Below are 24,378 nucleotides of genomic sequence, written 5' to 3'. Positions count from 1 at the left end.
GGCGTTAGTCATGCTTGTTCAGGCGACGGTTGGCCGCCCAGCTCAAGGCACGCCACAGCAGGAAGGCGCTGAGCAGAACGCTGATCACGGCCAGCACGGTGAGCAGCACCGGGTGCTCGGAGAGCTGGTACCACAGCAACAGGTACCATGGCAGGTTGCCAACAAAGTACTGGTCACCCACCAGTTGGCTGTAAACACCGCTGCTGCGGATCAGTGCCGCGGAGCCCGCTACTGCGTCCAGCTTGCCGCTGTCACCGAGGACTTCGCGCAACAAGTTGTAGTCTGCATCGTCATTGGCCAACATTGCCACGACACTGCGCTGGTTATGGGTCGGGGACTGCATGCCCAGGATAGCTGCAATCGGGGCCTGCGCTGTGACTTCCACCTTGTTGGCTGGCACGTTGCGTGCGTCGGTCGACGGCGTGCGACGAATGTTGGCATCAATACCGGTGGTGCCATGTGGCTGTACCAGCATATCACGCTGGCGTTGCAGCAATACGCTCAAGTCCGGGTTATCGCGCAGGTCTGGTGCCATTTGTCCCAGTACCAGCAGGTCGGCATCTTCCTTGGAGGCGGATTGCCAGTCATCGGTCAGGCGCAAGCCGAACGCCGGGTAGCCGGAACGCGCAGAAATGCTGGCCACGGTTTCAAGCAGGGTGCTGATTTGTGTCGGTGTGGTGTCTTTGGGTACGACAACGATGGATTCGGACATGTCGGCCATGCGGCTGAACGGGAAACCACTGCGGGCAAAGGCCTTGAGGTCCGGCATGCTGATGTAGTGGTAGTAGCCGGACATATCGATGGTGGAGTCCTCATCGATAATTGCCTGGGTGTTGGCCGGCAGGATGGTCTGGCAGCGATCTTTCTGTGAACTGCCCATGGTGCTGGCAAAGTTGAAGTCGAAACGCAGACGGTTACGGTCGCCAATTTTCAGCGAAGGCACGATCAGTTTGTCATTGACGTTGGCTGAGTCGTTGGACAGCACCGACAGGCGCAGTTCTTCGAGGTTGCTGGTGTCTTTGCGCAGCAATGGCAGGCTGGTGAGGAACTGGTCATTGAGGCTGATATTCAAGCGCGAATCATCATTGGCCGACGGCGCGGTGTAGCGGTACTGGGTGCGTAGCGGGATACCCTGGTTGCGCCAGACAAACAGGTCAGGCGGCAGGTTGACGTCCAGGGTAATGGCGCGTGGCACCAGCCCGCTGACTTGCAGTTGTTGCGGGTAACTGACCAGTTCGGCAAAACGCACAGGGCGGTCGGTACGCATCCACGCCGGAGCATCGTAGGGTTTGCGCGGTTGCAGTTCCTGGACCTTGTCGATGGTCACGCGCGAACCGCGCATCAGGTTGCCGCCCAGGGCCAGGGCCTTGGCGGCTGTAGCCAGGTCTTCTTCGTTGCGACCCATGACCAGCAGGATTTTGCTGTAGGGCGCATCCGGGTGATTGATCATTTCGACCACAGGCGCGGTCACGGCCGGGAATTTCTCCAGATCGCTCATAAATGCAGGGCGGTGATCGTTGGTGGCAAACACCACGGTGGGCTGGACGGCATCCTTGTCTTGTACGCCTGGCAGGGTATCGAACACGACCGGGAAATTGGCCCCGCGCCAGTTGGACTGGCTACCGAAGTAGGAGGCCAGGATCGCGGCGGCTTTCTGCTCGCCCAGGGTCGGGTTGGCCGCGAAGACAAACGGCAGTTCCAGCTTGCCGCTGTTGCGCGGGTCGAAAAACGGCAGCGGGAAAAACGCCAGATCGTTTTGCAGGCTCAGCGCCTGTTCCTGCAGGGTAATACTGCTGCCACGGCTGATATTGACCCACAGGGTGCTGTTGGCCGGGTCTTCGCAGAATTCGGTGTAATGGCCGACAAACTCCAGGCGTACGCGGTTGAAGTCCGAAATCAGTCGCGGATCAAGGGCCATCTTTTGCGTGGTTTTACGCCCCAACTGGTCTTTCTCGATCGGCAGCACGCCCATCAGCACATCGTTGAGGCAAACCCGGATATGGGAAACCGTCGGGATCAGCGAAGGCGAGGGCGTGTATTCCAGCTGCAGGCTGGCGTCGCTGGCAATGCGGTCCCGGCGCATGCCGAATTCCACCTGGTCGGCGCTGTTGATACCCAGCAGCAGGGAGTCACCGGGGCGCCCCAGTTGCTCAAAGGTATAGGTCACCGGCCAGCTTGGCAGTACCTGATCGGTTTGTGCAAATGCAGGTTTTGGCAGCGTTTCGGCCACTGGTGAGCTCCCCGGCAAAGGCAGGGGGGCCGACATCAGCTGTGAGGCGAAGGTCATCAGCGCTAGGCTGGCGAAAATGGTTTTTTTGGTTATACGACTCATGATCTGCTCACTGGCCGGGAAATAAGAGGGGTGGAGGTGGGCATGCGCGGCAAAAAGCTGCCCAGCCACTGAAAGATGTGCAGGAAAGGTTTTGCCAACACGCGGACCCACGCCGGCAGGTATTCATACAGGCGGTAATAACCCTTGATGCCCAGGGCCAGGATCTCCTTGAGACTCTGGATCGGCTTGTCGGCTTCAAAACCGCTGTTGTGATCAAGCCAGGCATCGGCGCGGCCAAAGGTGCATTGCACGAAGGCAATTTTTTCTTCGGCCGGTAACCGGGCAAAGCTGAGACCAATAAAACGTTCGCTGGAACGGGTCAGGGTGCCGGTGAATACAAACTCGCGGTTGCCGCGTTGCAGAATCAGTGACACCGGCGTGCCGACGGGCAATTGCAGAGCCTGGCTCAGTTGCAGGCCGACGCCACCGTCGGAGTAGTCCACCAGCTCACAAGGGTAGCTGTGCCCGTCAGCCAGTTTCACCGCCCCCGGCAAGCGCGCGAGTACCCGGTGGGTGTTGCGCACCTGGCGTACTTCCGCGGCAACTGCAACCGCAGCCCCGATGATCAGCAGGTTGTAGATCACCCACAGGACGCTGACGATCACGGTGAAGATTTCATCCCTGGGGCCATAGAACAGGCGCCAGACGGCAAAGCCCAGGCCGAGGATGTTCAACACCGACAAAATCAGGTAGGGCTTGGCGGTCTGCCAGTCGAACTGGTTTTCCTCCATCATGCCGCCCTTGGCCGTGACGTTGAATTTGCCCCGTGACGGGCTGAACAAGGCCACCGTGGTGGGCCGTGCGATGTACCAGGCCAGTACGGTTTCATACACCTCGCCCCAGAATGTCTGGCGGTAGGCGCCTTGCATCCGCGAGTTGGTCAGGCTGGCGTGGATCATGTGCGGCAGCACATACAACAGGATCATCGCCGCCGGGGCGTAGATGATGTAAGCGTGGAAGAACAGGAATGCCAGGGGCGCAGTGAGGAACACCAGCCGCGGCAGTCCCACCAGAAAGTGCATCATGGCGTTGGTGTAGCAGATGCGCTGGAAGATCGTCAGGCCCTTGCCCAACAGCGGGTTGTCAGTGCGGAAAATCTGCACCATGCCCCGCGCCCAACGGATGCGCTGGCCGATATGCGCCGACAGGCTTTCGGTCGCCAGCCCCGCCGCCTGCGGAATACGCAGATAGGCCGAGGTCCAGCCATTGCGGTGCAGACGCAAGGCGGTATGGGCATCTTCGGTCACGGTTTCGACAGCAAAACCGCCGATGGAGTCAATTGCGGTACGCCGCAGTATGGCGCAGGAGCCGCAGAAGAACGCGGCGTTCCACATGTCGTTGCCGTCCTGGATCAGTCCGTAGAACAGCTCGCCTTCGTTGGGGCGGTTACGGAAAGTACCCAGGTTGCGCTCGAACGGATCCGGCGAGAGGAAGTGGTGCGGGGTTTGCACCAGCGCCAGTTTCGGATCGCGCAGAAACCAGCCAACCGTCAATTGCAGGAAGGATCGGGCAGGCATGTGGTCGCAGTCGAAAATCGCCACCAGATCGCCGTCGAGCAATTTCAGGGCATGGTTGAGGTTACCCGCCTTGGCGTGACGGTTGTCGGTGCGGGCGATGTAGTTGATACCCACTTCCTCGGCGAAGGTCTTGAAACTTGGGCGGTTACCGTCATCGAGCAAATGGATGCGCAGCTTGTCTTTCGGCCAGTCGATACCCAGCGCCGCATACACCGTGCCACGGGTAACCGACAATTCTTCGTTGTAGGTGGGAATCAGCAGATCCACTACCGGCCACTGATCGGTGTCTGCCGGCAGCTGTGCCGGTTTGCGATTGAGCGGCCATGAGGTTTGCACATAACCCAGCAACAGGATCAGCCAGGTATAGGTTTCGGCCACCAGCAAGGTCAGGCCGCAGACCAGATCGAAGGTGTCGTTCCAGTTCAGGGTCGAGGTATAGCGCCACCACAGATAACGGCACGACACGATGACCGAGAGCACGATCAGCAATAATGTAGGGAAGCGCCCCGGCATGCGCCGGACCAGCATGGCCAGCATCCACAGCAAGACGACAAACACCAGTTGCGCAAGGAAACCGAACGGTTCGGTAATGCACAGCACAATCAACGCCAGGGCCAGTACGCCCATGGCGATATACAGGCCCTTGCGCAGCGGCCATTGAATGTTGTCCCACCAGTGCGAGCCTTTGGTGACTTGCGGGCTGAGGGTGGTGGGCAAGCGGGCAAAGGCATTGGACAGCAGGTTCCATGGCCGTTGCACGATCATCAGCAAGGCCGAGAAAAAGCTGGCCGTGCGCTGGCGGAAGCGTTGCCGGCCGATCTGGTCCTGGTTGGGCGTTCGCACCAGCAGTAGCCACAGGGTTTGCACCGTGTAGCGTAGCGGGTCACCGATGGTCGAGGGCTTGTCCGCCAGGTGCGGATACAGGCGCCGGTGCTGTTCGCGCAAGGCTTGCCAGCGGGGTGATTCAAGGCGCAGGAAGATCCAGCCCAGCGCTTGAATCAGCGCCAGGGTGAAGGCGGTAAAACGGGTGCAGTTCTGCTCCCGCCGCAATCGTGTATAGGGGAACCAACGCCTGATCATTCAAGCCTCCTGCCGCGCAGCAGGCACCAACTGGCCAGGCTGATAATGTCCAGGGCAATCAGGCTGGAGGGCGCATAGCGCCCGGCAGGCTCGCTTCTGGCCAGGGCCTCGGCCATGGCTTCATCGGCATGCAGGTTGACTGGCACCAGTGCATGGGCATAACGCTGTTGCCAGATCAGCAGCAGATCGCGCTGCAACTGGCTGGCGGCATCGAAGCGATTGACCAGAAACAGCGGGGTCTGCGTCAGCTGCGGTTGCAACAGCACATGGCAGGCAGCATCGGCGTTGGTAACCATCATCGAGAGTGCGCAGTGCGGGTTGGTCATATGCCCAGGCAAGCGTTGCGGCAGGTCGAAGAGTATCCAGTCAAACGCGTTCGCCAGCGCAGCCTGGCGCTGGCTCCAGAGCTTTGGCTGTTCAATCAGCAAGGCATCGAGGGCAAAAAGCTCGCTCGGCTTCAATTGGCCATAGGGCAGCACGCACAGGCCTGGCTCTACCACCCAGGCGTGTTCGTGCCAGGGTTGCCGGTCAAGGGTCGCCCGCGCCCAGCCTTCACGCGGGGCAAGGTCCATATTGAAGTGCAGGCCCAGGGAGTTCTCCGGGCACATGTCCACCAGCAGCACTTTCTGCCCCAGCTCATGCAGCGCATGGCCAAGGGCCGCCAGGGTTGAGCTGGTGCCCACGCCACCCCGCACGCCACGCAAACTCATGCTGATCATGGGGTTTGCTCCGTGTCCTTGGCCAGCAACGGGGGCTGCTTGTACTGCGCCTCTAGATAGGCCAGCAACGGCCAGCGCTCAAAGGCCTGCAGCAGCTCCATATGTGCCGACACATCGACATATTCCAGGGCATGCAGCTCCATCATGGATTTAAGCCGGGCAATATCATCGGCCCGTTCTTTGCGCGAAAGGATATCGGCGCTTATTTGAACCGCTGTGGGTAAGGCAGCCATCCGCCGTTCTCCTTGATTCGCACATAAGGTTTGCCGTTGTAGTCGAGTACTACGGTCCCTGAGTTTTCCGATACTTTCGCGGTTTTCGGCAGATCGGTGAGCAGCCTGGACCAGTCCACGGTCTGGCCATTGCTCAGCGCCGGATCGGCGTACAGGCGAGCTATGATTTCTGCCACGGCCAGGTAGCTGCTGGGTTCACTGACGTGGATAGGCTGGGTTTGCGCGTTGTCGCCCATATTGATCAGCTTGATACCCACCGGTACATGGGTGATGGAGTCACTGGGGATTTCGCGCATGCCGGCTATCTGCATGCGGTCACCGTGCAGCGCTGCGCCATGCTCAGGGACGATGGCTACCACGACGCGACGGCCACTTTTTTCCAGCTCTTTAAGGAAGGCATTAAGATCGTCGAGAAGGATCTGCGCCCGGCTGCGGTAGTCAGCGGCCTGGGTGCCGCCATCGGACTGCACCTGGCGGTTACCGTCGTGCAGGCTGGTGGTGTTGTAGAACAGCGCCATATTGGGTGAGTCTTCAGTCATGCGGTGCTGCCACCACTTGCTCAGCACATCACGGTCGCGCCAGATCGGCGAGCCATCAAAACCGACATAGGTACGCGGCAGGCCTGCGGGTACAACACCCAGAGCCGGAGGAGGCAACTGGCCCTGTTCACGCACTTCCTGCAGGAAACCGTCGAATTCACCGGTGTGGTTAAGCATCAGCTCATTGGAAAAGCCCAGCTTGCGCAAGTCATCGAACAACAGGCACTGATCCGCCGGTTGTTTGTACAGCTGCGCATGGGAGGTCTGACCGCAACTGGCGCGCAGCAAGCGAATGGCTGCGGGGCCGCTGTAGGCGGTGGCCGAGTTGAAGTTGTCGAATATCACGTCCATCTGGCTGAACAACGGGTTGTCACGCAAGCCCACGGCATCCAAGTCGTCCCAGGCCATGGAACAAATATTGATCACCAGCAGATCGAACGGGGGCGGCTTGACTGCCGGTTCCTTGAACTCGACCTTGCGCGTGGATTCGTTGAGATAGAACTTCTCCAGGTAGCCATTGAGCGTCGCGTCGTCGGGCTCGCCTGCGCTGACGGTCGGCGCGCCCGTGGCAGTCTGTGCGCCGGCCATTTGCGGTTGCACGGAAGGTGGCAACAGCCATTGCAGATTGCCCATGCCCAACCAGGCAAAGCCCAGCAGGGTGAGGGTGGTCAGGCGCAGCCACTGGTTCAGGAACAGGTAGCCGACAAACAGCAACAGCAACAGGGCGCACACTTGCCAGTCGATAAAGCGCCCCAGCAGCTCGACGATATAGTCGAACGAAAAGTTCAACACCCCGGGTTGTGCCAGCAGGCGGCTGAAGGGCGGGAACCAGGTGTCCTGGTACAGAAGGGCCACGGCCACCGGAATGGCAATCAGGGTGCGCAAACGGCGTAGCACCGGGTTGGCGATCGGAATCAGCAAAACGGCAGCAAAGATCAGGTTGGGCAAAATCTGGATGTTCAGATTTCCCGTCCAGGCCAGCAGGAACTTGGCCAGGAAATACAGGTTCCAGGCGCCCAGGCCGCTCCAGGATCCGGCAATTTTGTGCGCCGGTGCGTCAGACTTAAACAGACTCATCAGGCGTTCTCTGAGCAGGGCTGGCTGGCATGCGACGGCGAACGCCGCACGATTTCAAATAGCGGGGAGAGAGGTACTGCTCGAAATGACTTTTCAAGTACATCCGCATGCGCTGCCAGAACAGCGTCAGCAGTACGGTCACCACACAGGTCAATGCAATGACATCGATTAGCTCAAGGAACGTCATGACTGTGGCTCACTGATAGGCAGGGTGAATCTTTGCGGATTTAACGGCGCACGTTCACCCGTAGCAGATACCGCTTGCGTCGCATGGGTCTCGACGGGGATATGCAAGTGTGCAGGCACGGCGCCAGCTTTCATAAAGGCGTCAGCCGGCAGATCGGACAACCCGCTGAGCATGCGGCGCTGGCTGAACATGTCGCGCCAGGGCAGGCGGCAAACATTGCCCAGTGCCGGTTCCAGTCCGTCAGCGCGGCAGGCAAACAGAAAGAGGTAAAGCTCGCCATCCAGCAGGCAGGCAAAGTCGCCGAATCGACGCAGGCACATCTGATTGAGGAACAGTTCCTCACCAATGCCGGGCACCGGTTCGAACTTCATCAACTGGTGGGTTACCTCACCCGAACTGTCCTGGTAGATCTGCGCAACGGCTTCGAAAAAATCACGGGGGCTCACCAGCCGCGAATTTGCGGCGGGCGCTGACGTTCCAGAAGGGTCTTGAAATCAATGCTCTGCGTGTACTGCCAGCGCTGCCCCTGAATGCTCTCAATCATGCTCAGAAAACGTGAGAGCAGGGTGCCGTCGGGAACGATCAGGTTGGCCCCGCAGGCCAGCAACAGACGTTCATCGCGGTAGCGCACCGACGGTTCCATTTCGCGCACAACGATCTTCAACTGCGGCCCGCAATGTTCGCGCAAGTCGTGCAACTGCTGTGCAAGCTCAAGTAACTGGTAGCTGTTGTCGATGCCGACAATTACGGTCGCGGCGCTGGCTGACTGGGCTGCTTCGAGCAATGCATCACGGTTTTCGAACAGGTACCAGTGCTTGGACATTGACGGCGCACCCTCCAGCACGGAGCGCTCGGCAAGATAAACGTGCTGATCGTCCGCTACCCGGGGCTGGGTATCGACCTCGGTTTGCGGGATCAGGCGCAAGGTCGCGTCCTGGTCCGACAACTTGAACTCCTGCCCGGCGCTAACGCCCAGATCGCTGTGCCAAAAGTGCAACTGATAGCGCAGGTCGCCGTTGTAGCGGTACAAGCGACTTAAACCGGAGAGGGTTTGATTGAGTTGCAGCAACTGCGCATGCAGCAGCGCTGCCTCGCCATGGGTAATCACCAGCAATGTGGCGTTGCGCTCCAGCAGCCAGGAACGCATGCGCTCGAACCAGCGTTGCAATTGGACCGCTGTGGTGGTCTCAGCCCAACTGTTGGCAGGCAGCACCAGCAGGATCTGGCTTGAAGGGGCGGTACCGGCACGCGCAAGGTCGCGGTTCAACGTGGCCAGCCCAGGCACGATGACTCTTGGTGCGATCTCGAACAGCTTGAGTTTTTCCGGCCCGCGATCGGGCGCCATGTCGTTGACCAGGCCTTGTGCGTAGCCGGTGCTGGCAATCAAGGTTGCCGGCACGCTTTCGGGTATGTTTTCAAGAAATTGCCGAGCAAGCAGTTTTGCGTCAGCGGAGTGATCGACCGTGACCCAATACAAGCCGCCTGCGCGCAACACAATGTGTTGATCCGGCAATCCGCCTATGGCCAAACTGATATGAACCAAGCGTAACGTCCCCCAAGGATGAACAGGTGTTAAGGCGTTCGGGTACTGCCAGCCATCACCTGTCTATTTCTTTAGGTGTCAATAGAATGACTGTCAACATTTAACCCGTTACGTCTCAGTTGTTTCTTCTTGTACTGTGTGCTGTGCATCATTTATGACAAGCGTAGTACTACACTCGAATGAGTGTAAGAAAGCGCGTACTTTATCATCTGAAACATCTGGTTGAGTGGCTTGAGCCTGAGGATCGTCAAAAAAATAACGGCAATATGATTGTAGTCATTAAATTGGCTACTCGCCTGGAAAGGCTGATATTCGAGGGCTCCGCACCTCAGGCCAAGGTATTTGTAGGTAACGCTCGCGAGAAAACCGGCTAAAGGGAGAGGAAAGTACGCGCCCGGCTTTCTGAGAGTCCCATTGCGTGCTATTGCTTACGCGGGTTCATTGTGAACAGAGCCATTGTGATCAGGTTCGCCCTCAGAACCTGAACCTGCCACTGAAATAGCCATGAGGTGCAGATATGCCAGTCAAGCACGACTTGTTACAGGACTTGGGGCTCACTAAAGAGGCCGTCAGCAAGTTTCGCAGCGAAAACCCGCATCTGAATCAGCTGTTTGTACAGTACGGCGAAAAAGATGCCGAGGTCGTTGAAGCTGAAGCCAACGACGCCATAGGCGTCCCTGATGATGTACTGCGCACGCTCAAGGAGCAGCGCTTGCAGATCAAGGATAAAATCGCGCAGATCCTCAGCGCTTAAGTCACCGCAAGCTGCAGGAAGTAGATATGTCCCGAATCATCAAAATTGTTGCCACATTGCGTGCCAAGCCTGGTCATGGCAAAACTGTCGAGCAGGCACTGCGCGCCTGTGTCGAAGGCTCACGGGCCGAACCGGGCTGCCGTTTCTATGACTTGCACGTGGATCGTACCGACCCCGAGCGTTTTGTCTTTATTGAAGGTTGGGCGGACATGGAGGCGATCGAGCATCATAAAACCACCCCGCACTACCAGGCGATGGCCCAGGCCGTGGGCGATCTATTGGCGCATCGCGAAGTGTTGTTGCTGGACGAACTGAGCGTTTAGGCCCGGTTCAAGTGCGCAACAGCCTGCGGCGGCCCTGAACAGGCCGCCGTTTTTATTGGCGGGCGTTTAAAAATGTGCGGCATCGATCTGGAACAGTGATTCGCTGCCAGCCCGTATTCCTTGCTCCAGGCTCAGTGTGCGAGGCAACAAGCGGGAGAAATAGAACTGTGCGGTCGCCAGCTTGGTGTCATAAAACCCGGGGTCGGTACTGCGTGAGCGCTGCGCCACATCGGCCATGCGTGCCCATAGCCAGGCATACGCCACATAACCGAACAGGTGCAGATATTCGACACAGGCGGCGCCTGTTTCATTGGGGTTGGCCCTGGCCCGTACCTGCAGCCAGTCACTGACGTCCTCAAGACGCTGCACTGCGTCCAGCAGTTCGCTGGCATAAGGCTTGCCGGGCCGGGTCGCGAAGTCACGGATGTGTGCGGTAAACAGGCGCAGGCTTGCACCGCCATTGGCGATCACTTTTCGGCCCAGCAAATCCAGCGCCTGGATGCCGTTGGTGCCTTCATAAATCTGCGCAATGCGCACATCGCGAACCAGCTGTTCCTGGCCCCATTCGCGGATATAGCCATGGCCACCAAAGACTTGCTGGCCCAGCACGCAACTGTCGAAACCGGTATCGGTAAAGAAGGCCTTGGCCACTGGGGTCAGCAAGGCTACCAGCGCAGTGGCTTGCTGCTGCTCCTGCGGCTCGGTAGAGAACTTGGCCAGATCCAGTTGTTGGCCCACATAGCTGGCAAATGCCCGTCCACCTTCGGTCATGGCCTTCATGCTCAGCAACATGCGTCGCACATCGGGGTGGACGATAATCGGGTCGGCAATCTTCTCCGGTGCCACGGCTCCGGTCGGGGCACGACTTTGCAGGCGCTCGCGGGCATAGGTGCGGGCATTCTGGTAGGAGGCCTCGGCGCAGCCAATGCCCTGGATGCCGATCGACAGACGCTCGTAGTTCATCATGGTAAACATCGCGGCCAGGCCCTTGTTGGCTTCACCGATCAACCATCCCTGTGCGCCGTCAAAGTTGATCACGCAGGTTGCCGAAGCCTTGATCCCCATCTTGTGCTCGATGGAGCCGCAGCTCACCGCATTGCCTTGTCCGAGTGAACCATCGTCATTTACCAGCACCTTGGGAACCAGAAACAACGAAATGCCCCTGGGCCCTGCTGGCGCATCCGGCAGCTTGGCCAGCACCAGATGGATGATGTTTGCGGTCAGGTCCTGATCGCCGCCGGTGATGAATATCTTGCTGCCGCTGAGGCTGAAACTGCCGTCAGACTGCGGTTCGGCGCGGGTGCGGATAATCCCCAGATCGGTGCCGGAATGGGCCTCGGTCAGGCACATGGAACCGGCCCAGCGGCCTTCGTACATCGGTGGCAGGTAACGGCTTTTGAGGGGTTCGCTGGCGTGGGCATCGATGGCAAGGCAAGCACCGCTGGTGAGCGCCGAATAAAGGGCAAAACTGGAGTTTGCGCCGTAGAGCATTTCTTCAAATTGCACGGCGAGCATTTTCGGCATGCCCAGGCCGCCAAATTCAGGATTGCCCGACAGGCCTACCCAGCCGCCTTCGATGTAGGTGTTGTAGGCTGACTTGAAGCCTTCAGGTGTGGTGACCTGGCCCGCCAGCCAGTGTGCGCCTTCTTCGTCGCCACTGCGGTTGAGCGGGGCGATCAGTTGGCCGGTGACCTTGGCGGCTTCCTCAAGTATGGCGTCGGCGGTATCGGCGTCGACGTGGTCGGCCAGGGCTGGCAGCCTGGCCCAGAGTGCGGGGGCTTCGAAGACTTCGTGCAGGACAAAGCGCATATCGCGCAGGGGGGCGTTGAATTCAGGCATGAAAAACCTCGTTTTTTGCAGCTGAAGGCATTCTGTGGGAGCGGGTTTGCTCGCGATTTGGGCGCCGCGGCCTGTCTGGGTAACCGAAGCGACACCTTCGCGAGCAAGCTCGCTCCCACAGTGGGTCTATAGGGGGCAGTTACAGTGCTTTGGCCATATCACGCAGCACGAACTTCTGGATCTTGCCCGTGGAGGTCTTGGGCAGCAGGGTGAACACCACCGTACGGGGCACTTTGAACCCGGCCAGGTGATCGCGGCAAAAGGCAATGATCTCGGCCTCGCGCACCTGCTGATGATCGGCCTTGAGAGTGATAAAGGCGCAAGGCGTTTCACCCCACTTTTCACAGGGCCGCGCCACCACGGCCGCCTCCATGACGCCCGGGTGTCGGTAGAGCACACCCTCGACCTCGATGGTGGAAATGTTCTCGCCACCGGAAATGATAATGTCCTTGAGCCGGTCGCGAATTTCGACGTAGCCGTCCGGGTGGCACACGGCAAGGTCACCGGTGTGGAACCAGCCGCCTTCGAAGGCTTCGGCCGTGGCGCTGGGATTCTTCAGATAGCCCTTCATTACCGTATTGCCGCGCATGAAAATCTCGCCCATGGTCTCGCCGTCACGGGGCGTCGGTACCAGGGTTTTCGGGTCGGCCACCATCACGCCTTCCAGCGTCGGGTAGCGCACGCCCTGGCGGGACTTGATCTGTGCGCGTTCGGCCAGAGGCTGCGCATCCCACTTTTCATGCCAGGCACAAATCGTCACCGGACCATACACCTCGGTCAGGCCATAGACGTGGGTGACCTTGATGCCCATTTCTTCCACGGCACCAATCACCTTGGCCGGTGGCGCAGCGCCTGCGACCATCGCATGCACCGGGTGGTCGATGGCAGCCTTGGCGGACTCGGGCATATTGACCAGGGCATTGAGCACAATCGGTGCACCACACAGATGGGTGACCTGATGCTCGCGAATCAACGTGAGGATCTTTTGCGGGTCAACCCGGCGCAGGAACACATGCACGCCAGCCAGCGCGGTGATGATCCATGGGTAGCACCAGCCGTTACAGTGGAACATCGGCAAGGTCCACAAATACACCGGGTGATTGCCGATGGCCCAGACCATCTGGTTGCCCAGGGAATTGAGGTAAGCACCGCGATGGTGATACACCACGCCCTTGGGGTTGCCGGTGGTGCCGGAGGTGTAATTGAGGGCAATGGCCTGCCATTCATCTGCGGGCCATTGCCAATCAAACTCGGGATCGCCTTCGGCCAGCAGCGCTTCATAGTCCAACTGGCTGACCGGCTGGCCTTCACCGTATTCGGGGTCATCCACATCAATGATCAGCGGGGGGTGATCGAGCATGGCCACGGCCGCATGCACTACGTCATGGAACTCGCGATCGGCAATCAGCACCTTGGCTTCGCCGTGGGCGAGCATAAAGGCGATGGCTTCAGCATCGAGGCGAACATTGAGGGCATTGAGCACCGCGCCGATCATGGGCACGGCAAAGTGCGCTTCAAGCATCGCCGGGATATTGGGCAGCATCACCGCTACCGTATCGCCCTGGCCAATCCCGCGCCCGGTCAGGGCACAAGCCAGGCGGCGGCAACGACTGTAGGTCTGCGCCCAGGTGCGGCGGATGGCGCCGTGAATCACGGCAGGGTAATCGGGGTAGACGCTGGCTGTACGTTCGATAAAACTCAGCGGAGACAGGGCAATATGGTTTACGGCAGTCGGCTCAAGGCCGTGCTCAAAAATCGACATGAAGGTCATTCCGGTGGCTGATTGTTAGCTCTATGGCTGCCTGCTCTGCCGATGGCGAGCGGGTCAGTTTTATGTCCGGTCTGACTTATAGCTCACTCCGGGTTTGATATGGAAGTAATACCTAAGCAATATAGTAGTTGTACTATATAAAGAAAAATTCGCTCAAGTCCTGGATGCCCAATGCCGATCGCGCTGCTTCCCCATGACCCTCAACCCTCTGTAGTGCTTGATAGAGACGGCTTGGCGCTGGCAGCCAACGACGCACTGATCCGCCTGCTGGCGGGCAAGGCGTTGAGCCAGGCGCGCGCTCTGTTGCCGGGCAATCTGCCGGAGCTGGTACGCGCCTGCCTCAAGCAGGGCAGAGCCATCGAGCAGGTAGAGGCGCAAAGTGCTCAGCAGGTCTGGCTCTGGACGCTTATTCCCGACCCCGACAGCCAGTGTGTGCTGGCCCGCGGGCGTGAAGCGAGTACAGAACTGCTGGCCGGGCGAGAGGCGGCCAAAGCCCGACGCCTGTACCGGCTGATTACCGAAAACACCACGGACCTTATCTCGCGCCATACGCCTGACGGGCGTTTTCTGGATGCCTCGCCGGCGTCCTGGACCCTGCTTGGCTACTGGCCCGAAACGCTGCGCGGGACCCTGGCCCAGCGCCTGTTTCATGCTCACGACCTGAAGCTGGCGCTGCGTCAGGCCCGTGATGCCCTGCAACTCGACGGCTATCACACCATGACCTACCGCATTCGCCATCAGGCAGGGCATTACCTGTGGTTTGAAACAGCCAGCCGGGCAATTCGTGAAACCTACACCGGGGCGGTCGTCGAAGTGGTCAGTGTGTCGCGGGATATCACGGCCCGCGTCCAGGCTGAAGAGAACAAGCGGCGTCTGGCTGAAGTGGTGGAAGCCAACCCTGATCCGGTGCTGTTTATCGACCCGGCTGGCGGGGTGTCGTACCTCAACCCGGCGGCACGGCGTCTGCTGGGTCTGCTGCCTGCAGAAGGCATGCCCGCATTGGCTGATTTTTTGACCGCACAAGTCTTGGCTACCCTGGAGAGCAACGGCTGGCACAGTGCAGAGGCGCAGGGTTTGTGGAGTCACGAGACCCGTTTGTTGCCCTTGAATGGCGAGCCTTCGGTGCCGGTGTCGTTACTGCTGCTGGCTCATCGCTCGACTGCCGGAGAGCGGTTTTTCTCGCTGGTGGCACGGGATATGCGCGAGCGTGAACTGCGCGAAGCCCAGCAGCGCCATCATCAGGATGAAATGGCCCATACCGCGCGCCTGGTCACACTGGGCGAACTGGCATCGGGGATTGCCCACGAAATCAATCAACCGCTGGCGGCAGTGGTCAATTACGCCAATGCCAGCCAACGTTACCTGCAAAGCCTGGACAGTAATCCTGCCGCAGTCGAGCGTGTGGCCCAGGGACTGGAGCGGATCAACCTGCATGCCAATCACGCCGCGCAAGTGATCAAGCGCCTGCGCGGTTTTTTGCGCAAGGGGCGGCGTAACCTGCAAGCGCTGGATATCAGTGAGGTGGCGCGCCAGGCCGTCAGCCTGTGTGCCTGGGAGGCCGGGGAACGAAATGTCACTATCGAGCTGCAGTTGCCGGAGTCCCTGCCATGGGTATACGCCGACCGGGTGTTGCTGGAGCAGGTGCTGCTCAACCTGTTGCGCAATGCCATAGATGCCAACAACGAGCAATTACCGGGTCAGCTTTCGCGGATCATCCTGCAGGCTCAAACCCTTGATGGCGCCACCCTGCAAATCAGCGTGCAGGATCAGGGGCCGGGGGTAAGCGCCGGGGAGCTTGAGCAGTTGTTCACACCGTTTTACACCAGCAAGGCAGAAGGTCTCGGGCTGGGTTTGTCGATGAGCCGCAGCATCGTCGAAGGCTTTGGCGGTGAACTCAATGCCCGACCACAAACCAGCGGCTTGCTGATGTGCTGCTGCCTGCCATTGATGGCTTCACTCAACACGACAAGAGAGTAACGATGACAACCCAAACCCGGCCTGTGGTGTATGTGGTGGATGACGATCAGGGCATGCTCGACTCGACGGTCTGGTTGCTCGAGTCCGTGGGCCTCAATGCGCTGGCGTTTACAAGCGGGCAGGCCTTTCTTGACGCTTGCGACCCGACCCTGTGTGCCTGTGTGGTACTGGATATCCGCATGCCGGCCATGGGCGGCCTGAATGTTCAGCAGGCATTGCGTGAACGAGGGATCAGGATGCCGGTGATCTTTGTCAGCGGGCATGCCGATGTGCCCATTGTGGTACGGGCTTTCAAGGCCGGTGCCCATGATTTTATCGAGAAGCCCTATAACCAGCAGTTGTTGCTCGACAGCGTACAGCAGGCCCTGAGTGGCGATACCGCGCAGCAAAGCGCCAGCCAGGAACAGACCGAACTTGAGGCCCGTCTGCAAAGCCTGACACCGCGTGAGCAAGATGTATTCATGCCTTTGGTCAAGGGCTGCACCACCCGTGAAATTGCCGCGCTGCTGGGGGTGAGTGCCAAGACTATCGACCTGTATCGCTCCCGGGTGATGAAGCGCATGCAGGCCCGGCATTTGCCCGATCTGGTGGGCATGGCCATTGCTGCCGGGCTGGTTGATCCGCTCAGGTTGGGTTAGCCAGTAATGCCTCGACGCCAGCCATGACGGCAGGCGTGTCGGTGTGGGCGACGTTGAAGCGCATGCAGCGGCGCAGTTGCGGATCAAAACCGAACAGGATCCCGGGCGCGAGCACCAGGCCACGGGCAAGCGCCTGCTGGGCGAGGGTTTCGCCATCCAGCCCGGCAGGCAATGTGGCCCAGATAAACATGCCGCCGGCGTAGGGCGCGCTCAACCTGAAGCCCAGGCCCTGCAACCAGCCCGAAACCCTTGCACCACTGGCCTGCAGGCCTTGCACCACGCGCTTGCGGTGTTTGTGATAAGTGCCGTCATTGAGCATCGAGCACACCAGTTGCTCAAGCATTTCCGAAGTAATCCCGCCGCACATCAGTTTCATCTGGGTCAGCTCGGCGGCCATCTGCGCAGAGGCCACGACAAAGCTCACCCGCAGGTTGGCACTGAGGGTTTTCGAAAAACCGCTCAGGTAGGTCACTTGCTCCACGCCTGCCAGCGCCACCAGTCGGGGGGGCGGTTCTGGGTGCAGGTCGCCATAAAGATCATCTTCGATAATGGCGCACTCATAACGCTTGGCCAGCTCGAGCAGTCCGTAGGCCTGCCCGGGTGTGAAGGAGTGCCCGGTGGGGTTATGCAGCAGCCCGGTGGTGAGGTAAAGCGTTGGCCGGTGCTGGCTGAACAGGGTTTGCAGCGCTTGCAGGTCCAGCCCTTGGGCAGTGCGCTCCACAGTGATCACGCGCACGCCATGCAAGGCCAGGTTGGCGTGAAAATTGAAATAACAGGGCATGTCCAACAGCACGGTATCGCCGGGGCGCACGCGCAAGCGCAGCAGCATGTCGAGCCCCAGCACGGTATTGGCCGTGGTGATGATCTGCTCGACCCCCACATTCAGGCCCTGGCTCAACAGTTTCTGCTGCAAGGCCTGACGCAGCGGCAAATAGCCCGCCGGGTCACCATAACCGGTCAGTCGCAGGGCTGGCGAGCGACTGAGCTGGCGCATGTTGCCACGCAGGGCGCTGGCTTCCAGCCAGCTTTCCGGTAAATGCCCGCTGCCGGGGCGCAGGGCACCGCTGGCACCGGTCAGGGAGCGGCGCAAGACGCTGTGCAAGTCTTGCGGCAGCAGGTCAAGGGCAGTGGCGCGTCCGCTCTGCAGCGTTTTCGTCGCAACAAAGTAGCCCAGGCCCTGACTGGATGTGATTCTGTCCTGCCCGCGCAAGCGATCCAGGGCTTCGATCAGGGTGAATTTGCTGACGCCCCAGTGAGCAGTCATCTCGCGTGCCGAAGGCAGTTTGCTGCCGGGGTTGAGCAGACCCTGATCAATGGCCTGGCTCAAGGCATCAACAATCTGCTGGACCTTGGACAGGCCGGGTTGAAACGCAACGGTAGATAAGTGCATGCAGGGCCTCGTACTTTACCGGTCATGCTACCAGTAAAGGTCGGTAAAGTTTGTCAGTGCTTGCTCTGCCAATAGCCAGCAGGGCCTGCCTAGACTGCGCGACCGTAATTTCTGGATTCAACCACCGTCATGGCCACGCAACTGACACTCGCTTCATTTCTGTATTTTCTGATGTTTTGCGCCACCATGACCTTCAGCCCCGGGCCCATGACCCTGCTCTTGATGGGGTTCGGCATGCAGCAGGGGCTCAAGCGTTCCATGCCGGTACAACTGGGAGCCAGCGCAGCGTATCTGGTGTCGATTCTTGTATTTGCCGTAGGCTTCGCCGAACTGATCAAGGGCAACCCGTTAATCAGTCGCGGGATCCAGTATGTGGGGGTTACGTACTTGCTGTACCTGGCGTACCGGCAGTGGACCAGCACCGGGTTGAAACTGGACAGTCCCGACACACTGCACAACGATTTTACAGGGCGCTTTGGCAAGGGCCTGCTCACCGGTTTCTCCAACCCGAAAACCATCGTCATGTTCAGCGCCGTATTCCCGCAGTTCGCCGGGCAGGGCAGTGATTCCCGAATGCTGGATCTGGCGGTACTGGGGCTGGCTTTTTTGCTGCTGCAGTTTGCCAGTGGTTGCCTGTATTGTTACTTCGGTCAACGTATTCGCCGCGTGCTGCAAAGCCCGTCGCGACAAGTGTTGTTGCAACGGGCTACAGCCTGCATGTTGCTGGGGGTTGCAGTGATGCTGGCGCGAGGCTTTACCCAGGGCTGAACCTGCCGGGCGCTGGTGCCATCACGCCGCCAGGGGCTTGCTGTTCAGGGACTTTTTGTATTCGGCTTTCATCGCTTCCATCTGTTTTCCCAGCTCATCGAGCACCGCTTTACCGAGCAACTTGCGGGCCTGGGGAAACATCTCGGTTTCTTCCTCTTCGATATGGTGCTCGAGGAGTTCCTTGACCACCTTTGCACGACCGGAGAATTCCAGAGAATCGGGGGCAGTTTTCTTAAGGTCAGGCAATACTAGGGAGTCCACAGTACGGTGTTCTTCCTTCGCTTCGTGGTACATGACGGCTTGCTCTTTACCACCCGCTTTCTTGAAGACCGGGTAGAGGATTTCCTCTTCAAGGCGGGTGTGGATAGTAATTTCCATTTCCAGTTTGTTGAGCAGTTCAGTGCGTTTTTTCACGGCGCGCTCGGTGGAGTCGCTGAGCTGGTTCAAGATGGCCTTGACTCGTTTGTGGTCTTCCAGCAGCAAATCGATGGCATTCATATTCACTCACCTGTCTCTTTCACGGATAGGGATGGGCCTTTATGCATACGACCCTCAGTGGTGAATATTGCATTAGCTGTACCAACTTGAACGGACGATATAAAATTAATAAAAATCAATTAGTTAAGTTTTAAAGCTGACGTTTCTATTCGTGCAGAATGCATGCATGCCGCGACCAGGTCATGCAATTCGCGAGTAGGTTGGCGTTAATGCGCTAAACGCGGAAATCCCCGCCGCATGGGGTATATTGCGAACTGTTTCTGTCTGTAATGAGATTGGTTTTGTCTACGATTGACTCCCCGCTACCGCCGCTTTCTTCCTTGGTGTTAAACCCGGTGCAAACGCCTGTGGCGCTTTATCTTCAGCGGCTGGCGCCGTCCAGCCGCCAGACCATGCGTTATGTCTTGCAGGAAGCGGCAGATCGCCTGGGCGCTGAAGACGTGGCGATTGATGAATTCCCCTGGCATCAACTGCAACCGGGGCATATCACCGCACTGGTGGCGGCGTTGCGTGAAGACGGTTACGCGCCAAATACCTCATCGCTCTATGTCAACGCCATTCGCGGCGTGATGAATCAGGCCTGGCAACAAAACCTGATCACTCAGGATCATTTGCTCAAGATACGCGCAGTCAAGGCGGGAGGCGGTTCGCGGCTGGTCAAGGGGCGTAACCTGCGGCGCAATCTGATTCGCGAGCTGATGGACGTCTGTGCCGCAGACCCCCGTCCGCAAGGGCTCAGGGACGCGGCGATCATCGCAATTCTGTATGGCTCGGGGATGCGCAAGTCCGAGTCGGTGAATATGGACCTGTGGCAGGTCGATGTAGAACAGCGCAGCTTGCAGGTGCTGGGCAAGGGCAACAAGGAACTGATCAAGTTTGCACCGGCCTGGGCTTTCGAAAAACTGGAAGAGTGGCTGGCGTTCCGCCGGGCGAACCTGCCGGACGGGGTCAGTGATGACACCTTTTTGTTCAATCGCATCCGCCGCGGCAACCATATCACTCGTGATCGCCTGACCAAACATGCGATCTATTATATCGCCAAGCAGCGGGGCAGGCAGGTAGGGGTCGACATCATGCCCCATGATTTTCGTCGCTCGTTCATTACCCGGGTGATTGAAGAGTACGACGTGTCGATCGCACAGAAGCTGGCGCACCACGCCAACATTGCCACCACCGTCAGCTATGACGTGCGCGATGACAACGAGCGGCGCAATGTGACCGACCGCTTCCTGTTGTAAGCGCAACGGTTGGCGGTTTTAAGGATTAATGAACCCTCGCGCCATCTCCCCGCCTAACGTTTAACAACCACAGGAGGTCGCGCATGCAAATCGAAACCATATGGGTGGTACTGGCAATTATTCTGGTGCTGCTGGAGCTCTGGGCAATCCGCGGGGTGATGAAAAGTGGGGCACGGTCAAGCAGCCGGCTGATGTGGATTGCCATTATCATCTTCGCGCCGTTGCTGGGCATGCTGGCGTGGCTGGTTGCCGGGCCAAGGCAGCCGAGCACACACCATTGAATATCATGTATTGGTCTTGAGCTTGGTCCACAAACGGGTGCTCAGACGGGCGATTTTGGCCGGCAGGTCTTCCACGGTGAACAGGGTGTCGATCACTTCACTGGACGGGTAGATCGCCGGGTCCTGTTTCACGTCCGGCGCCAGGTACGGGTCTGCCGCCTGGTTGGGGTTGGCGTAGTGGATATGGTTGCTGATAGTGGCAATCACTTGCGGGGTCAGCAGGTAGTTCATGTAGGTGTAGGCATTTTTTTCATGGGGCGCGCTCTTGGGCATGACCACCATGTCCAGCCATAACGTCGAACCTTCCTTTGGGATCGAATACGCAATGTCGATCCCGTTCCCGGCTTCCCGCGCACTTGCCGCAGCCTGTACCACATCACCGTTGAAGCCGATCACCGCACAGATATTGCCGTTGGCCAGATCACTGATGTATTTGGATGCATGAAAATACTGAACATAAGGTCGTATTTTCAGCAGCGCCGCTTCGGCTTTCTTGTAGTCCTCAGGCTCATGACTATGGTGCGGCAAGCCCAGGTAGTTGAGAGTGATCGGCAACACTTGCGTCGGATTGTCGATAATCGCCACACCGCACTGGCTCAGTTTTTTGATGTTGTTTTCATCGAAAAACAGGCTCCAAGAGCGGGTGACATCCGTGGTACCAAAAATCGCCTTGATCTTCTCGACGTTGTAGCCGATCCCCGCCGTGCCCCACATGTAGGGGTAGCCGTACTGATTGCCGGGATCGTTGGCTTCCAGTTTGTTCATTAACACCGGATCCAGGTTCTTCCAGTTTGGCAACTGGCTCCTGTCCAGTTTCTGGATGGCACCGGCCTTGATCAGGCGGGACATAAAGTGGTTCGAAGGGCTGACCACGTCATAGCCGGTATTACCGGTCATCAACTTGGATTCCAGCACTTCGTTGCTGTCGTGAATATCGTAGGTCGTCTTGATCCCTGTTTCCTTGGTGAAGGTGGTCAGGGTGTCGTCGGCAATATAGCCGTTCCAGTTGGAAATATTCACGCTCTCGTCGGCGTGGCTGACGGCCGAAAACGCGGCGAGCATGACCGCAAGGGAGACCGGGCTGATGTTCATGTTCAATCACCTTTTCAAGGAGCTTTTATTCTTTTGTGGTGTGAGAGTGTTCAGATTTCTGTTTTGGCTCTGAGGGCTTCCATGCGCATGCGCAGCGCTGCACCGACGTCAAAAAATGGCCGTGGCGGCAACCAGCCCGGCTGCGCTCTGTCCATGACCGACTGCAGCAGGGGCGAGCTGGCGCCACAGGCCAGCTCTGCGAGCAGACGGCCCCACAGCGTGCCGCGGGCAACCCCGGAGCCATTGCAGCCCGCCACGGCATAGATGCCTTCCTCGACCTTGGCAAAGTACGGCTGGCCACTGCGGGTAGCGCTCAGATGGCCGGTCCAGGTGTAGCGGATGTCTTGCTCACCGAGCCCGGGGAAGCGACGTTGCAGGCCCAGTGCATGGTGTTTTCGACGCAGTGACAAGTCACTGCCGGACAAATCGCGCGTACGGTATTCCGCGGTATTGCGGATCATTACCCGCCGATCCGGAGTCAGTCGCACCGTGGCGCCCAGCGGCCTCGTCGACAGCACGCCCCAGGGCTCGACACTGCCGATGGCCTGATACTCCTTGTCGGTCAGGGGGCGGGTGAGGCTGGCGCTGAGCTCCATCGGGAAGGTTGCGCTGTTGTCGATCCCGGCGCGGGGGATAAAGGCATTCAGGCATACCAGTACCTGTGCGGCTTCAATGCTGCCCTGGATACCCTTGGCCCGAATGCGTCCGCCACTCAGGCGTTCAAGCCCGATGATGTCGGTGTTTTCAAACAGGCTGACATTGGCCGGCAAGGCATCCAGCAGACCCTTGACGTATTTCGCCGGCTGCAACAACGCATTGCCATTGCCGCACCAGATGGCCGCCTGGTAATGGCGGGTGCCGAGTGTCTGCGCCAGTTGCGCGCCTTCCAGAAAGTGTGCAGATGCGCCGACTGCATGCAGGGTCTTGAGCTTGGCCTCAACCTGGGTCAATTTGCCCGGGTCGTTGACGGCGAAGTAGTAACCCGAATCCCGGTACTCGCAGTCGATGCCGTGGCGCGCAATGCGCATGCGCACTTCATCACCGGCCGCCTGGCCGATTGTCGAGTCCACGGCATAGCCGGCAAATCCGCTCTTGCCGATCAGCTCGTCATCAGCCGGGTTTTCATGGGCCACCGCGTAACCGGAGTTGCGTGCCGATGCCCCTTGGGCTGCACGTTGCCTGTCGACAATCAGGATGCGAGCTTGCGGGTGCAATTGCGCCAGGGAATGGGCCGCACTGAGGCCGGTAATGCCCGCACCGATAATCAACCAGTCGGCTTTCTCGACGCCTTTGAGGTGATCACGGAGGGGGGAGCTTCCTGCCAGGGCAATCCAGCCACATTCATTCTTCACGTTTCACCTCATTTGCCGGTCAGGGGGCTGCCCGGCCTTTGAATACATGCGCTAATTGCATGGCTGGCCGTTGCTGGCGCTGGTTATGGATGGAATTTAGGCGGTACCAAGTGATATAACCAACGCTATTAATTCATTGATTGATGCAAAAAACACATGGATAAGGTTCGTCACGTACCCTCATTGCAGGGTTTGCAGGCACTGGTAGAGGTGGCTGAATCGGGCAGCTTCACACAGGCGGCGCAAACGCTGTGTCTGACCCAAAGCGCTATCAGCCGGAAAATCCAGCAACTGGAAGCTCACTTTGGCGTGTCACTGTTTGTCAGAACCAGTCGCAGCGTGCGTATGACGGTCGAAGGTGAGCAGGTGCTGGCCAGTGCCCACGGCATTCTTGAACAGTTAAAGCTGCTGGAAGATCGTTTGTCGCCGCAAAAGCGACCGTTCCGTATCCGCATGCATGTATCGCTGGCCGTGCGCTGGTTACTGCCCAAACTCAGTGACTTTTACTTGCAGCACCCGGACATAGCCTTGTCGATTGAAACGGTCGCCACCGAGGTTGTCGAACCGGCCAGCGACAGCGATGCCTACATCCTGTACTTGCCCCGACCCTCCACTGACCCGGCTTGCATGGCTTTATTCGATGAGGCTCTGGTGCCAGTGTGTGCACCCAGCCTGGGGCCGCTGGCGTCGATGGAAGATCTGCTGCGCTTTGCGCTGTTGCATCGCTCGGCCGACCAGCAAGCCTGGCACGACTGGCTAGCTGCCAATGACGGCAAGCCGCTGCACAGCTATCGGCATATCCCGTTCAATCTCGATGAGCTGGCCCTCGATGCTGCCGCGCGTGGCTTGGGGGTGGCGGTCACGGACATGACCCTTGCGGCGGAGTCCATTCAACGCGGGGCACTGGTGATTCCGTTTGGTGAGCCGTTGAAAACCGGTGGTAACTATTCGTTGTGCCTGCAACCTGCTGCAGACTTGCATCCGGCGTGTCCGGCGGTGCTGCAATGGTTCGCCAGTCAGGTCGAGCAAGGCGGAGGAGGGAAAACTTGTTAAATTTTGTAATAAGTCCGCTAGCAGGAAATGAGTTTAATCGCTGTAGGATTGCATCCCCAATTCACTAAAGGCTTGTATGAACACCCTTCAGGAACCACCCAGTCGCAGCTTTGAATCTGCGCTTGCCCCAGGCTTGATCCTCGCAATCGAGCACGCGTTACCCATTCCCCGCCCTCT

20 protein-coding genes and 1 pseudogene are annotated in these 24,378 nt (G+C 58.9%); 8 read left to right on the top strand and 13 right to left on the bottom strand.

The genetic code is table 11. The annotated features are described in order from the left end of the window. Positions 1-4 precede the first annotated feature (4 nt). From bcsB to bcsE, 7 genes and pseudogenes are all read right to left on the bottom strand, one after another. The gene (gene bcsB, locus HBN79_RS03680; RefSeq protein ID WP_169916318.1) at positions 5-2,332 is read right to left on the bottom strand and encodes a cellulose biosynthesis cyclic di-GMP-binding regulatory protein BcsB; all 2,328 of its coding nucleotides are present in this window, start codon (positions 2,330-2,332) and stop codon (positions 5-7) included. After that, positions 2,329-4,929 carry a UDP-forming cellulose synthase catalytic subunit gene (bcsA, locus tag HBN79_RS03675; protein WP_095000192.1) on the bottom strand — a complete coding sequence of 867 codons (2,601 nt, stop codon included), beginning with the start codon at positions 4,927-4,929 and terminating at the stop codon, positions 2,329-2,331. Before bcsA ends, bcsB begins: the two co-directional genes overlap by 4 nt. Further along, the gene (gene bcsQ / locus HBN79_RS03670) at positions 4,926-5,648 is read right to left on the bottom strand and encodes a cellulose biosynthesis protein BcsQ (protein WP_095000193.1); all 723 of its coding nucleotides are present in this window, start codon (positions 5,646-5,648) and stop codon (positions 4,926-4,928) included. The genes bcsA and bcsQ overlap by 4 nt, the downstream gene beginning before the upstream one ends. Continuing rightward, complete coding sequence (gene bcsR / locus HBN79_RS03665; RefSeq protein ID WP_095000194.1) at positions 5,645-5,881, bottom strand: cellulose biosynthesis protein BcsR; 237 nt, start codon at positions 5,879-5,881, stop codon at positions 5,645-5,647. Before bcsR ends, bcsQ begins: the two co-directional genes overlap by 4 nt. Next, on the bottom strand, positions 5,851-7,497 hold the full coding sequence (bcsG, locus tag HBN79_RS03660) for a cellulose biosynthesis protein BcsG (RefSeq protein ID WP_169916317.1): 1,647 nt from the start codon (positions 7,495-7,497) through the stop codon (positions 5,851-5,853). The genes bcsR and bcsG overlap by 31 nt, the downstream gene beginning before the upstream one ends. After that, positions 7,484-7,684 carry a cellulose biosynthesis protein BcsF gene (gene bcsF, locus HBN79_RS03655; RefSeq protein ID WP_095000196.1) on the bottom strand — a complete coding sequence of 67 codons (201 nt, stop codon included), beginning with the start codon at positions 7,682-7,684 and terminating at the stop codon, positions 7,484-7,486. The genes bcsG and bcsF overlap by 14 nt, the downstream gene beginning before the upstream one ends. Continuing rightward, a pseudogene (bcsE, locus tag HBN79_RS03650) lies at positions 7,681-9,179 on the bottom strand (cellulose biosynthesis protein BcsE). Before bcsE ends, bcsF begins: the two are co-directional and overlap by 4 nt. Before the next feature lie 565 nt (positions 9,180-9,744). Here bcsE and HBN79_RS03645 point away from each other — a divergent pair. Together HBN79_RS03645 and HBN79_RS03640 are read left to right on the top strand one after the other, a co-directional pair. Continuing rightward, positions 9,745-9,981, top strand: a complete 237-nt coding sequence (locus HBN79_RS03645; RefSeq protein WP_095000197.1) for a DUF465 domain-containing protein — start codon at positions 9,745-9,747, stop codon at positions 9,979-9,981. Between the two features lie 26 nt (positions 9,982-10,007). Further along, entirely contained in the window at positions 10,008-10,304 is a 297-nt protein-coding gene (locus HBN79_RS03640; RefSeq protein ID WP_095000198.1) for a putative quinol monooxygenase, read from the top strand. 66 nt (positions 10,305-10,370) lie between these two features. Here HBN79_RS03640 and HBN79_RS03635 read toward each other — a convergent pair whose 3' ends face one another. Next, entirely contained in the window at positions 10,371-12,143 is a 1,773-nt protein-coding gene (locus HBN79_RS03635) for an acyl-CoA dehydrogenase C-terminal domain-containing protein (protein WP_095019139.1), read from the bottom strand. A gap of 139 nt (positions 12,144-12,282) precedes the next feature. Next, a complete protein-coding gene (locus HBN79_RS03630; RefSeq protein WP_169916316.1) occupies positions 12,283-13,905 on the bottom strand; it encodes an acyl-CoA synthetase in 1,623 nt (540 codons plus the stop codon). A gap of 180 nt (positions 13,906-14,085) precedes the next feature. Here HBN79_RS03630 and HBN79_RS03625 point away from each other — a divergent pair, with 180 nt between their 5' ends. Together HBN79_RS03625 and HBN79_RS03620 are read left to right on the top strand one after the other, a co-directional pair. Then, a complete protein-coding gene (locus HBN79_RS03625) occupies positions 14,086-15,891 on the top strand; it encodes a PAS domain S-box protein (protein WP_095026232.1) in 1,806 nt (601 codons plus the stop codon). Positions 15,892-15,893: 2 nt separating this feature from the next. Continuing rightward, positions 15,894-16,529, top strand: coding sequence for a response regulator transcription factor (locus tag HBN79_RS03620; protein ID WP_095000202.1), 636 nt, complete (start codon positions 15,894-15,896; stop codon positions 16,527-16,529). Here the strand turns inward: HBN79_RS03620 and HBN79_RS03615 are convergent. Continuing rightward, positions 16,516-17,919 carry a PLP-dependent aminotransferase family protein gene (locus HBN79_RS03615; protein ID WP_169916315.1) on the bottom strand — a complete coding sequence of 468 codons (1,404 nt, stop codon included), beginning with the start codon at positions 17,917-17,919 and terminating at the stop codon, positions 16,516-16,518. The genes HBN79_RS03620 and HBN79_RS03615 overlap by 14 nt on opposite strands. A gap of 129 nt (positions 17,920-18,048) precedes the next feature. Here HBN79_RS03615 and HBN79_RS03610 point away from each other — a divergent pair, with 129 nt between their 5' ends. Further along, positions 18,049-18,687 carry a LysE family translocator gene (locus HBN79_RS03610; RefSeq protein WP_095000204.1) on the top strand — a complete coding sequence of 213 codons (639 nt, stop codon included), beginning with the start codon at positions 18,049-18,051 and terminating at the stop codon, positions 18,685-18,687. Positions 18,688-18,708: 21 nt separating this feature from the next. Here HBN79_RS03610 and HBN79_RS03605 read toward each other — a convergent pair whose 3' ends face one another. Then, entirely contained in the window at positions 18,709-19,185 is a 477-nt protein-coding gene (locus tag HBN79_RS03605) for a hemerythrin domain-containing protein (protein WP_086797162.1), read from the bottom strand. A gap of 323 nt (positions 19,186-19,508) precedes the next feature. On the opposite strand from HBN79_RS03605, the gene HBN79_RS03600 reads away from it, so the two are divergent. Beyond that, positions 19,509-20,423 (top strand): tyrosine-type recombinase/integrase, encoded by a 915-nt coding sequence (locus HBN79_RS03600; protein WP_165446491.1) that lies wholly within the window; start codon positions 19,509-19,511, stop codon positions 20,421-20,423. Between the two features lie 83 nt (positions 20,424-20,506). After that, positions 20,507-20,704, top strand: a complete 198-nt coding sequence (locus HBN79_RS03595; protein WP_095000205.1) for a PLD nuclease N-terminal domain-containing protein — start codon at positions 20,507-20,509, stop codon at positions 20,702-20,704. A 3-nt stretch (positions 20,705-20,707) separates the two neighbouring features. Here HBN79_RS03595 and HBN79_RS03590 read toward each other — a convergent pair whose 3' ends face one another. Continuing rightward, a complete protein-coding gene (locus HBN79_RS03590; RefSeq protein WP_095019912.1) occupies positions 20,708-21,796 on the bottom strand; it encodes a polyamine ABC transporter substrate-binding protein in 1,089 nt (362 codons plus the stop codon). Between the two features lie 50 nt (positions 21,797-21,846). Further along, on the bottom strand, positions 21,847-23,148 hold the full coding sequence (locus tag HBN79_RS03585; RefSeq protein WP_095038791.1) for an FAD-binding oxidoreductase: 1,302 nt from the start codon (positions 23,146-23,148) through the stop codon (positions 21,847-21,849). Between the two features lie 156 nt (positions 23,149-23,304). On the opposite strand from HBN79_RS03585, the gene HBN79_RS03580 reads away from it, so the two are divergent. Then, positions 23,305-24,201, top strand: coding sequence for a LysR substrate-binding domain-containing protein (locus HBN79_RS03580; protein WP_095026235.1), 897 nt, complete (start codon positions 23,305-23,307; stop codon positions 24,199-24,201). Positions 24,202-24,378: the final 177 nt, after the last annotated feature.

Source organism: Pseudomonas sp. WS 5051, assembly GCF_012985715.1.
GTDB classification, from domain to species: domain Bacteria; phylum Pseudomonadota; class Gammaproteobacteria; order Pseudomonadales; family Pseudomonadaceae; genus Aquipseudomonas; species Aquipseudomonas bubulae.
This window is presented reverse-complemented; position numbering and strand designations above follow the sequence as displayed.

Excerpts from the sequence above, each read along its gene's own strand:
- bcsB (WP_169916318.1), bottom strand. The coding sequence starts at position 2,332 with ATGAGTCGTATAACCAAAAAAACCATTTTCGCCAGCCTAGCGCTGATG.
- bcsA (WP_095000192.1), bottom strand. The coding sequence starts at position 4,929 with ATGATCAGGCGTTGGTTCCCCTATACACGATTGCGGCGGGAGCAGAAC.
- bcsQ (WP_095000193.1), bottom strand. The coding sequence starts at position 5,648 with ATGATCAGCATGAGTTTGCGTGGCGTGCGGGGTGGCGTGGGCACCAGC.
- bcsR (WP_095000194.1), bottom strand. The coding sequence starts at position 5,881 with ATGGCTGCCTTACCCACAGCGGTTCAAATAAGCGCCGATATCCTTTCG.
- bcsG (WP_169916317.1), bottom strand. The coding sequence starts at position 7,497 with ATGAGTCTGTTTAAGTCTGACGCACCGGCGCACAAAATTGCCGGATCC.
- bcsF (WP_095000196.1), bottom strand. The coding sequence starts at position 7,684 with ATGACGTTCCTTGAGCTAATCGATGTCATTGCATTGACCTGTGTGGTG.
- HBN79_RS03645 (WP_095000197.1), top strand. The coding sequence starts at position 9,745 with ATGCCAGTCAAGCACGACTTGTTACAGGACTTGGGGCTCACTAAAGAG.
- HBN79_RS03640 (WP_095000198.1), top strand. The coding sequence starts at position 10,008 with ATGTCCCGAATCATCAAAATTGTTGCCACATTGCGTGCCAAGCCTGGT.
- HBN79_RS03635 (WP_095019139.1), bottom strand. The coding sequence starts at position 12,143 with ATGCCTGAATTCAACGCCCCCCTGCGCGATATGCGCTTTGTCCTGCAC.
- HBN79_RS03630 (WP_169916316.1), bottom strand. The coding sequence starts at position 13,905 with ATGTCGATTTTTGAGCACGGCCTTGAGCCGACTGCCGTAAACCATATT.
- HBN79_RS03625 (WP_095026232.1), top strand. The coding sequence starts at position 14,086 with ATGCCGATCGCGCTGCTTCCCCATGACCCTCAACCCTCTGTAGTGCTT.
- HBN79_RS03620 (WP_095000202.1), top strand. The coding sequence starts at position 15,894 with ATGACAACCCAAACCCGGCCTGTGGTGTATGTGGTGGATGACGATCAG.
- HBN79_RS03615 (WP_169916315.1), bottom strand. The coding sequence starts at position 17,919 with ATGCACTTATCTACCGTTGCGTTTCAACCCGGCCTGTCCAAGGTCCAG.
- HBN79_RS03610 (WP_095000204.1), top strand. The coding sequence starts at position 18,049 with ATGGCCACGCAACTGACACTCGCTTCATTTCTGTATTTTCTGATGTTT.
- HBN79_RS03605 (WP_086797162.1), bottom strand. The coding sequence starts at position 19,185 with ATGAATGCCATCGATTTGCTGCTGGAAGACCACAAACGAGTCAAGGCC.
- HBN79_RS03595 (WP_095000205.1), top strand. The coding sequence starts at position 20,507 with ATGCAAATCGAAACCATATGGGTGGTACTGGCAATTATTCTGGTGCTG.
- HBN79_RS03590 (WP_095019912.1), bottom strand. The coding sequence starts at position 21,796 with ATGAACATCAGCCCGGTCTCCCTTGCGGTCATGCTCGCCGCGTTTTCG.
- HBN79_RS03580 (WP_095026235.1), top strand. The coding sequence starts at position 23,305 with ATGGATAAGGTTCGTCACGTACCCTCATTGCAGGGTTTGCAGGCACTG.